General features: G+C 69.6%; 14 protein-coding genes. 5 read left to right on the top strand and 9 right to left on the bottom strand.

The features are described 5' to 3' along the window. Nucleotides 1-54: 54 nt before the first annotated feature. Both ACFWXQ_RS29255 and ACFWXQ_RS29250 read right to left on the bottom strand, forming a co-directional pair. Entirely contained in the window at nt 55-450 is a 396-nt protein-coding gene (locus tag ACFWXQ_RS29255; protein WP_383935340.1) for a nuclear transport factor 2 family protein, read from the bottom strand. 59 nt (nt 451-509) lie between these two features. Beyond that, the gene (locus tag ACFWXQ_RS29250) at nt 510-902 is read right to left on the bottom strand and encodes an ATP-binding protein (protein ID WP_383935483.1); all 393 of its coding nucleotides are present in this window, start codon (nt 900-902) and stop codon (nt 510-512) included. Between the two features lie 206 nt (nt 903-1108). On the opposite strand from ACFWXQ_RS29250, the gene ACFWXQ_RS29245 reads away from it, so the two are divergent. Together ACFWXQ_RS29245 and ACFWXQ_RS29240 are read left to right on the top strand one after the other, a co-directional pair. Beyond that, entirely contained in the window at nt 1109-1951 is an 843-nt protein-coding gene (locus ACFWXQ_RS29245; RefSeq protein ID WP_383935342.1) for a helix-turn-helix domain-containing protein, read from the top strand. 11 nt (nt 1952-1962) lie between these two features. Continuing rightward, nucleotides 1963-2148: a DUF397 domain-containing protein gene (locus tag ACFWXQ_RS29240; protein WP_383935343.1), complete on the top strand. Its 186-nt coding sequence runs from the start codon at nt 1963-1965 to the stop codon at nt 2146-2148. Here ACFWXQ_RS29240 and ACFWXQ_RS29235 read toward each other — a convergent pair. The 4 genes from ACFWXQ_RS29235 to ACFWXQ_RS29220 all read right to left on the bottom strand — a co-directional run bounded on the left by ACFWXQ_RS29235 (nt 2126) and on the right by ACFWXQ_RS29220 (nt 4530). Further along, nucleotides 2126-2878: a VOC family protein gene (locus tag ACFWXQ_RS29235; protein WP_383935344.1), complete on the bottom strand. Its 753-nt coding sequence runs from the start codon at nt 2876-2878 to the stop codon at nt 2126-2128. The two genes, ACFWXQ_RS29240 and ACFWXQ_RS29235, sit on opposite strands and share 23 nt — an antisense overlap. 302 nt (nt 2879-3180) lie before the next feature. Next, on the bottom strand, nt 3181-3594 hold the full coding sequence (locus ACFWXQ_RS29230; protein WP_383935346.1) for a DUF6281 family protein: 414 nt from the start codon (nt 3592-3594) through the stop codon (nt 3181-3183). Between the two features lie 277 nt (nt 3595-3871). After that, the gene (locus ACFWXQ_RS29225) at nt 3872-4165 is read right to left on the bottom strand and encodes an FG-GAP repeat protein (RefSeq protein WP_383935347.1); all 294 of its coding nucleotides are present in this window, start codon (nt 4163-4165) and stop codon (nt 3872-3874) included. Continuing rightward, nucleotides 4162-4530, bottom strand: coding sequence for a hypothetical protein (locus ACFWXQ_RS29220; protein WP_383935349.1), 369 nt, complete (start codon nt 4528-4530; stop codon nt 4162-4164). Before ACFWXQ_RS29220 ends, ACFWXQ_RS29225 begins: the two co-directional genes overlap by 4 nt. Before the next feature lie 891 nt (nt 4531-5421). On the opposite strand from ACFWXQ_RS29220, the gene ACFWXQ_RS29215 reads away from it, so the two are divergent. Further along, a complete protein-coding gene (locus ACFWXQ_RS29215) occupies nt 5422-6363 on the top strand; it encodes a hypothetical protein (RefSeq protein WP_383935351.1) in 942 nt (313 codons plus the stop codon). 24 nt (nt 6364-6387) lie between these two features. Next, a complete protein-coding gene (locus ACFWXQ_RS29210; protein ID WP_383935353.1) occupies nt 6388-6825 on the top strand; it encodes a hypothetical protein in 438 nt (145 codons plus the stop codon). Between the two features lie 256 nt (nt 6826-7081). Here the strand turns inward: ACFWXQ_RS29210 and ACFWXQ_RS29205 are convergent, their stop codons facing one another. From ACFWXQ_RS29205 to ACFWXQ_RS29195, 3 genes are all read right to left on the bottom strand, one after another. Further along, nucleotides 7082-8542: an FG-GAP repeat protein gene (locus tag ACFWXQ_RS29205; protein ID WP_383935355.1), complete on the bottom strand. Its 1461-nt coding sequence runs from the start codon at nt 8540-8542 to the stop codon at nt 7082-7084. 289 nt (nt 8543-8831) lie between these two features. Beyond that, complete coding sequence (locus ACFWXQ_RS29200) at nt 8832-10310, bottom strand: FG-GAP and VCBS repeat-containing protein (RefSeq protein ID WP_383935356.1); 1479 nt, start codon at nt 10308-10310, stop codon at nt 8832-8834. After that, nucleotides 10310-11614 carry an FG-GAP repeat domain-containing protein gene (locus ACFWXQ_RS29195; RefSeq protein WP_383935485.1) on the bottom strand — a complete coding sequence of 435 codons (1305 nt, stop codon included), beginning with the start codon at nt 11612-11614 and terminating at the stop codon, nt 10310-10312. Before ACFWXQ_RS29195 ends, ACFWXQ_RS29200 begins: the two co-directional genes overlap by 1 nt. A 169-nt stretch (nt 11615-11783) precedes the next feature. On the opposite strand from ACFWXQ_RS29195, the gene ACFWXQ_RS29190 reads away from it, so the two are divergent. Beyond that, the gene (locus ACFWXQ_RS29190; RefSeq protein ID WP_383935358.1) at nt 11784-12104 is read left to right on the top strand and encodes a hypothetical protein; all 321 of its coding nucleotides are present in this window, start codon (nt 11784-11786) and stop codon (nt 12102-12104) included. Nucleotides 12105-12118 lie beyond the last annotated feature (14 nt).

Here is a 12118-nt window from a genome sequence, read left to right as displayed (position 1 = left end):
GCCGCGTACGGGTTCGTTGCCGCGTTCGCCGGGGCGTGCGCGTCCGGTGGGGCGTCAGGCCCAGAACTCGGCCTCCTTCTCCATGTCCTCCTGGCATTCGTCGATGTCCGTCATCTTGTCCCCGACGATCCGGAAGATGAGGCAGCCGTTCTGCTCGATCCGCTTGCCGTTGCGCTCGGCCGTGTAGCGGTGCATGGAGACGGCGTGGCCCCGGCCGTCGACGAGTATGTGGCTCATCTCGACCTTGAAGGTCCCGTTGGTCTCCTCGAAGAGTCGGCCGTACAGCTCGATGATCGAGTCCTGTCCCTTGTAGTCGCCGGAGAGCATGTGACTACCGGGTACATGGTGCGTACAGTCCGATGCCATCATGCCGCGCAGGGTGTCCATGTCACCCGCGGTGAAGGCCTCGTAGCCCTTGCGGACGAGCATTGCGTTCGGGTGTTCAGCCATCGTGATCGCCGCCTTTCTGTTGCTTGGCGTCTCATGGCCGACATTCTGATTATCCCGCTTTATTGGGTTTTTGCGCCGAGTTCACACCAGACGTACTTGCCCGCCGTGCCGTTGACCCGGAACCAGCCCCAGTCGTCCGCGTACGCGCGCACGATCCGCAGGCCGCGGCCTGCCTCGTCGTCCTCGGGCTTCTCGGCCGGCGGCGCGGGATCCGTGTCCCACGCGCCGATCCGGAACGAGTTCCCCGACCGTCTGAGCTTCAGGGCGGCGGGGCCCTCGGTGTGCCGGATGGCGTTCCCGAGGAGCTCCGAGGCGAGTAGCTCCGCCGGTTCGACGAGGGTGGGGAGGTGGTGGCTGGCCAGGATGTCGCGGAGGGCACGTCGGCAGATGCCTACGGCTCGGGGGTCGTGGGGGATGTAGAGGGTGTACTCCCAGGGTGCGGGCGTGGGCATGGGCATGCGGTCTCCTGGTGGGGAGGGGTGGGGGGCGTCGGGCGGTGGCTCTGTCTGGCCCGGCATGGCGTGGCTCGGCATGCCGGGGGGATGCACTTCCGCTCCGAGGAGTGTTCGTTGCGTCACTTACGGTAGGGGTAAAGGTGTAACCGACGCAAGGTGAACTGAGATACTCAGGCCCTCAACTCCTGGGAAAGATGAGGAATATGGTCGCAAGGAGCGTCATCACCGCGCGTCAGGAGCGCCTCGGCGCCGAGCTGCGCAAGCTCCGTGAACGGGCGGGTCTGACGGGACGAGAGGCTGCTCGGGCGCTGGGTATCGCGGAGACCCAGCTGTCCAGTACGGAGGCGGGTCGCGTCGGGGTGAGCGCGGAGCGCGTACGGCACTGGGTCAGTGAGTACGCGTGTGATGATGCCGCGCTCGTCGATGCGCTGGCGGCCATGGCGGCCGAGCGTGGGCATGGTTGGTGGGCCGGGTATCGGGAGCAACTTCCGCCCAGCTTCCTCGACTTGGCGGAACTGGAGCATCACGCCACGTACCTGAGGTCATTCGAGAACGTGCACATTCCTGGCCTGTTGCAGACCGAGGAGCAGGTGCGGGCGGCGTACGCCTCTCCGGGGACCACGCTCGACGAGGAACGGATCGAGGCGCGTGTCGCGTTCCGCCTGCGGCGCCAGGCGGTGCTCGATGAAGCCGACTACGAGGTGGTCGTCCATGAGGCGGCGCTGCGCGTCAGGTGGGCCGACCGCAAGGCGGCTCAACGGCAGCTGCTTCACATCCTGCAGCAGTCCGAACGACCCCAAGTCACCGTGCGCGTCGTGCCGTTCGATGTGGACGGGTTCACGATGATCGGCACACCCGTGCTCCTGGCGGGCGGCCCTGTCCCCCAGTTGGACACCATCCTGCTGGACCATCTGCACGCCGGGACGTTCATGGACGCGGAAGTGCAACTACGCCTGTATCGCCGGGTGATCGACTCCGTGGAGAGCGCCGCGCTGGGGGTCGTAGAGTCGAGAGACTTCATCCACCGGCTCGCGCAGCACATCTGAGGGGACCCGCAATGACACCGGTCGTACAGTGGCAGAAGTCGTCCTTCTCAGGCCCTGAAGACGCGCCCAACTGTGTTGAGGTAGCCGCCCGCCAGGGCACCCGTGCCCTCCTCCTCCGCGAAAGCGACGAGCCCGACTCGGTGATAAGCGCCACCGGTGCCGGGCTCGCCGCCCTCATACGGCACCTTCGGCCGTAGGGGCGATGGGCAGCGCTTCCTTCAACTCACCAGCCACCGCGAGGGTGTTGGTGAGGCGGGCCCGCTCGTCGTCCCCCAGCGGGACACCGTCGGCCTCGGTCAGGAGGGCGCGGGCCCGGGGCGCGTCCTCCAGGCGGAGGGCCAGTTCCGCGCGGTAGACGAGGGTTTCGACCAGCTCGACGCAGTGGGCGGACTCCCGCTCGCGGGTCAGGGTCGCGTCGAGGATGCGGGCGGCCTGGTGGGCGTCGCCCTTGGAGTCGCCGAGTACGACGGCGTTCTCCAGGACCCTGGTGAGCTTGCCCGTGGGGTACGAGGACTCGTCCGGTACGTCCTCGTCCTCCGTCGCCGGAAAGAAGCGGATCCAGTTGCCGCCGGGGTCGACGACGCTGAAGCCGGACCGCTTGCCGGTGTTCTTGCGTCGGCGGGGGCTGGTCATCCGGGGGATGCCGGACACGAGGACCTTGCCGAAGGCGGCCCGCATGGACTCGGCGAAGGCCTGGTGGATGGCCCCGGTGTCGGGGACGATCACCACGCAGGAGCCGTACGACTGCTCCGGGTCGAAGCCGTCGATGCCGGCGAAGTGCAGCTGGAGGTCCTCGCGTTGGACGCTGACGTAGGGGTTGGGGCGGGTCTGCCGGTAGGTCGTGGTGAAGCCCAACTTGCCGTAGAACTCGGTGATCTCGTCGATCGACCGGCAGGGCAGCAGGGGGATGGTGACCTCGTTGGCCATGCGGCTCCCTCGGGGTAGTCGCGGTAGTCAAACTTGATGACTCCCCGAGGGTAACCGCCAGTCCTACTGGAGCGTGCCCTCTATGAGCTTCTCCTCCGCGGACGCCGCCCCCGTGGTGGTGACACCCGTCGGGGAACCCGGCAGGCGCAGTGGGGCACACGCCGTCGGTTGCCCGACGAATGCCCCGGCAAGACGTCGCAACTCCGGCTCGGTATGTCCGCACAGTGCGGCGGCGCGCAGCAGCCGGCGTGTACCGGGACCTGTGCGGGGCCCACCTACGAGGCGGCGCCCCGCACTCGATCTCACGAACCGCCGATCATTTTCTTGATCTCAGGCAGCTTCTTTTCGGAGTCGACGTTGACGAAGATGACGTCATCGGACGCCTTCCCCAACGCGATGGCGATGTTGGGATCCACTCCCTCGATCGCATAGGCGGTTGTCGAGGTCGGCGTCCTTTGGCCGTCACTGTCATCGCTCGGTGTGTCGTCGCACGGCGGAAGGGTGGCGGCACCAAGCACGTTCCCGAGGGTGAAGTCCTTGGCCTCCGCGCCCGAATACGTGCTGTTCTGGTACTCGACCCGGTACGCGCAGGACGACGCCGACTCGCCGCCATCGCTGTCGCTCGATGAGGTGCATGCGGCGGACATGGTGACCAGGACTGCCGACAGCAGCGTCCACACGGATCCGGCCCTGCGGACCGGGAGTGCGGCTTTCATCGGTACGCCTCCTCTTGGAGCGTCTGCTCCGGTTCAGTAGATGCTGCGGAGGCCGAGAACATCACCCTTGCCGAGCGTCCTGGCCCTCGTGGAGCACTCGATCGAGTTCCCGAACATGGTGAGGTTCTGGTGGGCCCCGTAGATGTCTTTCAGCCCGAAGATGTGTCCGGCCTCATGAGTACCGACGCTGCGGATGTGCGGGAGTTCGTGCCGGTGAGGCCGGACCTGCCGCCGCGCAGGACGGTGACACCGCCCATGCGGAACCAGTCGCCGCCGATCACCTCGCCCGGGCGCCCACGGCGAGGTCGGGGTAGCCGTCGCCGTTGGTGTCGGCGGCCGAGACGTCACTGCCGAAGTAGTCGACGGACTCGGGCGTGCCGGGGACGCCGGACGTGGACTGGGTGATCTTCCTCGCCGAGCCGCCGGGGCCCGTGGAGGTGCCCGGCAGGACGAAGACCGCCCCGCCCGTGCCCGAGCGGCTGCCGAGTGCCAGGTCGCCGTACCCGTTCCTGTCGAAGTCGGCGATCGTGACGCCGGCTTCGATGAGTGAGGCAGACGCGGGCAGGTTCACCTTCTGGTCCTCTTCGGGCCGCCGGAGCCGCCCTTGCAGAACCAGACGCGGTCGCTGTCGGTGTCCCAGTCGCGGCCCAGGACCGCGAAGTCGGCCGTGCCGTCCTTGGTGACCTTGTCGGCGGCCACGACGACCGGGTCGATGTTCTCGCCGTCGGTCGGGTCGAAGTTGGTGGCGCTGCAGCGGGAGCCGGATGTGGTGAACGGGCCGCGCAGGTACCAGATGTTGACGTCGTCGACCGCGACGACGTCCTGCCTGCCGCCGGCGTTGAAGTCGCCGACGGCGATGTCGGTCGCGAAGCCGCGGTCCTTGTACTGGGGTTGTGGTACGAACTCCCCTTCTTCAACCCGGACTTCGAGCCCCACAGGACGGTGAACGTGCCGTTGTAGGAACCGTCGTTCTCGCCGGGCGCGGTGGCGATCACGTCCGCGTAGCCGTCGGAGTTCAGGTCCACCGTGGTGATGTCCGTGTCGAAGTAGTCGTTCGTCTCTGCCGAGCCCGGGATGCCCGCGCTGCTCTGCGAGACGACCGTGCCGCCCACGGTGGCGCGCCGGTTGCCGATGGCCAGGTCCCGGTGGCCGTCTCCGTTGAAGTCGTCGTAGTGCTTGGCGGCCGCCGCGGACGCACGAGCGGTGAGAGCCTGTGTCTGATCCCCTGATATGGGTCATTGGGCGTGTCTAGCCTGGTTGCGTGTCCGGGGTCGTCGGGCTGCCGTATCAGCGGCGTTGTCCGGAGTGTGACTCGCCGTTGGAGCTGAGTGCCGCGCCGAGGCGGTGTACTGCTCGGCAGCGTGTCGGGCCAGGCAGTGGCGGCGTGCACGGCGGATCCGACGCCGGGCCGCGGCCGAGCGGGACGGTGTGGGGCGGCGGGTCTGCCCGGTGTGCCAGGCGGTGTGGGTGGCCGGGGTCGATCACCGAAGCAACGTAGGGGCATCGTGGGCTTCGGACTTTGGCGTCCGTGCAGGGAACTTTGTCAGTCGTGCATCGCCCTGCGGGTGAGGTCATTGCGCGACCGCCATGCCGGTGCCAGCCCCGTACGACGGGCACAGTAGCCCGGCCCGGTCGCTGAGTGTGCCGGTCGTCAGCCCCACAAGGAACGGCCGCCGCGCACACCGGAATACGGGCAAGGCGGCGGTCGAGACCGCCTCTGGCTTACAGCCGCGACCGCCCGCGGCCCTGACAGATGTCAGGACCGCGGGCGAGCCGGTCCTCCTACCGTTCGAGGTGTCGCAGCGTTTCGGGGGAAGAGGGACGAACATGGCCGGACACACCGGGTCCCGTCCAGGGCGGGGCAAGGCCGTGGCCGCACTGCTGCTGTGTCTGGCAGCCCCGGCGCTTTCGGCCTGCACGGCCGCACCACCACCCTCGTCTCCCAGGACCCCCGTCCCCGAGCCGACCGTCGCCGCCCGCGCACTCACGCCCGCGGAACGGCAGACCCTGGCCAAGGCCGAGGTGCTCCTGACGCGGAACTGCATGCAGGAGCGGGGATTCTCCTTCCACGTCGTCGAAGACCTGCCGGACGGGGTCAACCGCCTCTTCCCGCTCGTCGTCGACGACGAGGGCTGGGCCGCCGAGCACGGCTACGGCAGCGACATTCAGCGGAAACGGGACACCCTCGCCGCGAAGAACCCGAACCAGCTCTACTTCCGGAGCCTCTCCGCGGAGCGCAGGGACGCCGCCGTGGACGCGCTGAACGGCCCGGAACCGACGGGTCTGGAAGCGCGGGTTCCGGGCATGGGCACGGTCCGGCACAGCGATCAGGGCTGCGAGTCCGAGGCGCAACGGTCCCTCTACTCGGACCTGCGCAAGTGGTACAGCGCGTGGAAGGTGACGGACGCTCTCGAGCGGTCCGTACCGTCCGCGGTCGCACAGGACGAGCGCTTCACGGCGGCGGTCTCACGGTGGTCGACCTGCATGCGGACCAAGGGCCACTCGTACAGCTCTCCCATGGAGGCACGTCAGCGGTTCGTGCGGCCGGCGGGCGCGACCGGATCCGGCGAGTCTCGCGCCACCGAGATCGCGACCGCGAGGGCGGAGGCCCAGTGTGCCGGCACCTCGGGTCTCGCGAAGACGGCCCGCACGCTCACGCGCGCCGAACGGGCGAAGACCGAGTCCGACCATTCCACCGAGTTCATCAACAGGAAGACGCTGGAGTCCGGGGCACTGAGCCGTGCCCGGGACATCGTCAAGGCCGGCTGACTCCCATCTGAGAGGTATGAGGAAATGAAGAAACTGACTCTGCTCGCCACTGGTGCCGCGATGCTCTTCGTGACAGTCGGACCGGTCGCCACCGCGCAGGCCGCCGAGGACGGCAGGCTGCACGCGTGGGCGCACCCCAACCAGCAGGGCGCCCACTGCTCCTGGTCGGGCAACAAGCGTGACTGGGACTACGGCGACGACGGTGTGACGGGCACCTGCCAGCCGATGCGCAATCTCGCCTCGTCGCTGGAGAACCGCGGATTCGCGGGCGGTTACGACGACGTCGACCTCTACTACAACCAGGACCAGAGCGGGGTGTACGCCTGCCTCGGTCACGGTGACGCGTGGCAGGACCTTTCGAGAGGGGACTACATCTTCAACAACGGCCTGCCGTGGTGGGCGGGGAAGAACGAGTCGGTCAACGACAACATCTCCTCGCACTCCTGGACCGACAGCTGCTGACCTGCCGATGTCGACCGTGCCGGGGGACGGGGGCCCGGCACGGTCCCACCGTTGTGACCGTCTCGTCCTGGGTAGGGCGAGGCCCGAACCCGGCCGGTCGGTCCGGGTGGCACCCATGGGAGCGCACCCCGCAGGCCATAACGTGGTCCCTCACTGATCTGCGGTTCTGACACAGGCACTGAGGGTCAGCGGGCAACCCCCGCCGCCAGGACGGCGGTGAGGGTCACTGTGGTGCGGATACGCATGTGGCGTCCCGTCAGTTGGTGAGGCCGGCGCCGAACGCGCCGTACGTGTACGGGCGGCCGAACGCGCCGGGGCCGAAGCCGCGGTCGCCGTCCGGGGAGATGCCGGTGCCGTCGGAGAGCATGGCGGTGACCGCGCCGACGCCCTCGCCCTCGAAGGAGGCGGAGACCGTGTAGTCGGCCTTGCCGTCGGCGTTGACGTCGGTCAGCAGGGCGTCGGAACCGAAGTAGTCCATGGCCTCGGCGCTGCCGGGGACGCCCGAGGAGGCCTGGGAGAGGGTGCGGCCGCCGGTCTCGGAGACGCCGTCCGCCGAGCCCTGGAGGAGGACCGTGGAGCCGGTGTCCTCGATCGTCTCGATGTCCTCGAAAATGACGCCGATGGCCAGTTCGCCGTAGCCGTCGCCGTTCACGTCACCGATGGAGAGCGCGCTGCCGAAGCCGTCGCGCTCCTCGTCCGCGCCGGGCACGCCCGGGGAGTCCTGGGTGAGCTCGGCCATGGGCGCGTCGCCGTTGACCGGGCCGCCCTCCGAACCGCGGACGACCGTCACCCTGCCGCCGAGGCTGCCGGAGTGGTCGTCCTCCGCCGTGAAGACGTTGCCGAGGGCGATCTCGCCGAAGCCGTCCCCGTCGATGTCACCGATCGCAATGGTCGTGCCGCCGCCCAGGCCGCGCGGCACGGAGGTCTCAAGACCGGCGGACGTGCCGAGATACGCGACCCCCTTGGACCAGCTGTTGGGACCGTCCCCGGTCAGCTCGGTCCGGTACGTCAGCACGAGGTCGGCCTTCGCGTCACCGTTCGTGTCACCGGCCTTGATCGCGTCGACGCCGTACGGGGAGGTCTCGGGCAGCGCGATCCGCTGCGCGGCACCGGTCGTGCCCGAGCGGGTGAAGCCGCCCTTGACGACGTACGCGTGCGAGGCGGTCGTGCCCGCGGCCAGGTCGGCCTTCCCGTCGCCGTCGAAGTCGCCCGCCGTCAGGACGCGGCCGAACTCGTCGTGCGTGGCGGCCGCCGGGTCCTTCACCGTCGTACCGCCGGCGACGCCGCTCGCGCCGCCCCACAGGACGGCGACCGTGCCGCCGTCGACATCGCTCTCGACGTCCTCGCCGGACGCGCCGACCGCGAGGTCCGCGTAACCGTCACCGTCGAAGTCCGCGACCGCGAGCGCCGAGCCGAAGGCGTCCTCGGCCTCCGGGGTGCCGGGCACACCGGCCGAACTCTGGTCGATCACCGTGTGGTTGGCCGGGTCCAGACCGGTCGCGCTGCCGTAGACGACGGCCACGTACCCGGCCATGCCCTGGTCGCCGACCTTGGCGTACGGAGCGGCGAAGGCCACGTCACCGAAGCCGTCACCGTTGAAGTCGCCCTTCAGACCGGAGGGGGCGGCCATGGCCGTCACCGCCGAGAAGGTGAGCAGACCGCCCGTCAGCGCGGCAACGGACGCCGTCGCGAGGGTGAGTCGCAGATGCTTGTGCATGCGGGATTCTCCTGCTGCATGCGGGGACGCCTGGCGTGCGCCCGCAGTCAATGGGGTGCGTACCGCTCGCATTCGCCCGGAGTTCTCCTGGGCTTTACAGACGGTTGGCGATCACAAGACCCTTGGGGAGGGGGCAGGGTTGTATGGGGACGGCAGTTTTCTTGAGTGACTTGCGAGGAAGCTCGGGTGCCTGGTGCAGGAGGGGGGCATCCTTCGCTTTTCAGGGGCGCGGGGAACTGCGCGACCAGCCACAGCGGACCCGCAGCCTCCCGACAACCGAACCCCCGGTTCACTTCAACCGCAACGGCACCCCAAGCTCCCCAGGCGAAACAAGCTGCACCCTCCCCGCCTCAAACCCCTCACCACTCCCCCGCAACACCAAAAACGCCCCCGCCCGCTTCTCCCACAACGGCGCGAACACCACCGCATCGGAATGCCCGTCACCATCCACATCCAGCAACGGCGGCTGATGGCTGAACGCGTTCCACTTGTGCGGATTGGGCGTCCCCGGCAACCCCTCGGTCAGCGGATCAACGGCCTGCTCCCCATCCGCGGACGGCACCCCCGACGCCCCACCCGGCAACAAGGTCACCTTCCCGTCGCGCCCCCGATAGCCCGGCGTGTTCACGACGACATCCGGCTTCCCGTCGCCGTCGACGTCTCCGACAGCCGGCGACGACCCGAAGTCGATCCGCCGCTTCTCCCCGCCCTCGCCCTCGATGACCGACTCCGAACGCCCGCTCCCGAGCCCGGACTTGGCCCCGTACAGGATGGTCAGCGCACCACCCTCCGCGGGCATGTCCGCCGGCGCCACGGCGAGTTGTGTGGGCAGCAGCAGATCGTCGATGCCGTCACCGTCCGCGTCACCGGCGGCCGGCGTACGCGGCCCGTCGAAGGTCGCCACCGCCTTGCTGATGCGAGGTTCGAGCGCGGCGTCGCGTACGAGTCCGTCCGCGCCGCCCTCGTAGTAGCCGACCGTGTGCAGGTCCTCGGGCGCGCTCTCGTCCTCCTCCGCGTCGAAGCCGTACGTGAACACCACCTCCGCCTTCCCGTCGGCGTCGAAGTCGCCGGTGGTGGCCGAGGAGGGTGTCGCGTACCCCTGCTGGTCGAGGTCCAGGACGGCCTGCCGCTTCGGGGTGCCGGTGCGGTCGAAGGGGCCGTACAGCAGCAGCCCGTCGGTGCCCGGCCCGGTCGGGTTCGGGTCGCCCGTGCCGCCGTGTCCGCCGTCGAGCAGGTCGACGGAACCGTCCCCGTCGAAGTCGGCGGCGGCGCGCGGCTGGAAGCCGTCGGGCAGGGCCAGTTCGGTGGCCCTGCCCAGACCGCGGGCGCCGCCGAAGAGGGCGAGGGTCCCGAGCGGGGCGCCGGCCTTCCCGCGGCCGACGACCAGGTCGGTGAAGCCGTCGCCGTCGAGGTCGGTGCGCAGCGGGCCCGAGACGAAGCCCGCGCCCTTCTCGCCCGCCTCCCTGCTCGCCGGAGTCCGTTGTGCGGAGGCGGAGTTGAGGCCGTCGGGGGAGCCGTAGACCACCGTGAGCGTCTCGGCGTACCGCTTCTTGTCCTTGGACTCCGAGTACACCACGGTCGCGAAGTCGTCGTGGCCGTCGCCGTTGAAGTCCCCGGGGTCCGGGTCGTCGGACGGCTTTCCGGCGGCGGGCCTCTTCGGTCCGCCGGCCGTGCGGTCCGGGGAGCCGTCACCGCCGCAGCCCGCGGCGAGGCTCGCGACCAGGGCGACTGCCACCGCGGCGGGCCCGGTCCTCGAACGGTGTCGCATCAGCTGTCCAGGCCCAGGAACTCCGAGGTGGAGAAGGTGAGTTCGGGCTCGCGTGCGAGCAGGCCCTTCTTCGTGCCCGGGTACACGGCGATCGTGTCCTTGGTGTCCCCGCGGTACGTGCGCACGACCAGATCGGTCCGCCCGTCCCCGTCGAGGTCGGCGACCTTCAGCACGCGGGTGGTGCCCCGGGCGGGCGGCGGCACGGTCACCATCCCGGCCTTGGACAGACCCGTCGTACGGCCCTTGAGGATCCGCAACTCGGAACCGCTGGAGACGAGTTCGCTCAGTCCGTCCCCGTCGAAGTCCCCGGAGTCCAGGACGGTTCCCGCGATGCCGAGTTCACCGCGCAGGGTGCCGGGAACGTCGTAGCGCAGGGCGGTCCCCTTCATCGAACCGATCGCCGCGTCGAGCCCCTTGCCCTTCCCGAACCGGCCGAACGCCACATCGACACCGGTCGGGAGGGCGATCTCGGTACCGGCGGGCCCGGTCGGTCCGCCCGGGACGAGGTAGGAGGTGGAGGCGGAGGCGGCGGAACCCTCGGCGGTACGGACGAGCAGGTCGGCGTAGCCGTCGCCGTCTACGTCCACGGCCGGTGCTGTGGGCACGTTCCCCGGCGAGGCGAGCGGCGCTCCGGCCGCCTTCGGGGCGCCCTTGCGGGTGAACGGCCCGCGCAGATAGCTGAGTCGGCCGTCGGAGGCGTGCACGACGAGATCTTCGGCCTTGTCGTCGTTGAAGTCCCCGCACACCGGCTGGTCCGGCCAGTCGTTGCCGAAACGTGCCTGCGGGGGAATCGCCAGCTTCACGGCCTTGCCGGCCAGGCCCCGGGCCGAGCCGAAGAGGATCTGCAGCGGGACGGGCGGCTGGCCCTGTCCGTCGAACGGCGGGTCGGTCGAGACGACGAGGTCCGTGTAGCCGTCCCGGTCGAGGTCGCAGCTCGCCTCGGCGTCGAAGACGGCGGGCAACTGCCCCTTGGTGGCGGCGGCATTGCGGGCGGCGCTCAGCAACTGCCGGGCGCCGGGGGCGAGTCCGCGCGCCGATCCGTAGACGACGCCGATTCCGGCGTCGTCGCCGTGGCTGTCGCGCTTCACGAGATCGTTGAGGACGAGGTCCTGGTGCCCGTCCCCGTTGAAGTCGTCGGCCGCCTTGCTGCCCTTGCCGAGCGGCACGGGGAGCTGGGCGGGGGCCTTGGCGACGGTGAGGGGCGCACGCTTTCCCGCCGGGCCCCCGTCGCCGCTGTCGGCGGTGGGGCCGCATCCGACGGCGAGACCGCCGCCGAGAACGCACACGGTCAGGGCCGCCACCATCCGCGTACTCACTCTTCGCCCACGCACCGTGAACCTCATCCGACCCGGAAACAACAACGCCGGTCATCATGCACTTGTTCGAGCCGAGGGTAAATGGTGGTAACACGCCACCAGCTCGGGAAACGTGGCCGAACCTCACCGTCGGTCCCGCGGCATGAATACTGGGCGCATGCGGAAGTCCCTGCCGGCCGTGCTGGGCGTGAACCTGTTGCTGGGAGTCCCCGGCGTCGTTCCGGTGTGGCTGCTGTCGTACTTCGCGGTGAACTGGCCGCTCAAGGCGCTCGGCTGGACCGTCGGCGAGCCCACGGAGAACGACGGCGTGCTGCCCTGGCTGCTGGTCGGCGGGCCGGTCCTGCTGCTGTTCGGTCTGGCCTGGTGGCTCGCCAACCGCCCGCTGCGGCGCAGGTCGGCCCTGGAACCCCGGGTGTACTGGCCGCTCGGTGTCCTGATGACCCTGGTGCCGTCGTTCGCGCTCGTGCTCGCTCTGTGACAGAGGGGTTCCAT

The organism is Streptomyces sp. NPDC058697 (genome assembly GCF_042715345.1).
GTDB lineage: Bacteria > Actinomycetota > Actinomycetes > Streptomycetales > Streptomycetaceae > Streptomyces > Streptomyces liliifuscus.
Note: the sequence above shows the minus strand (reverse complement) of the source record. Positions and strands in the feature narration are given on the sequence as shown.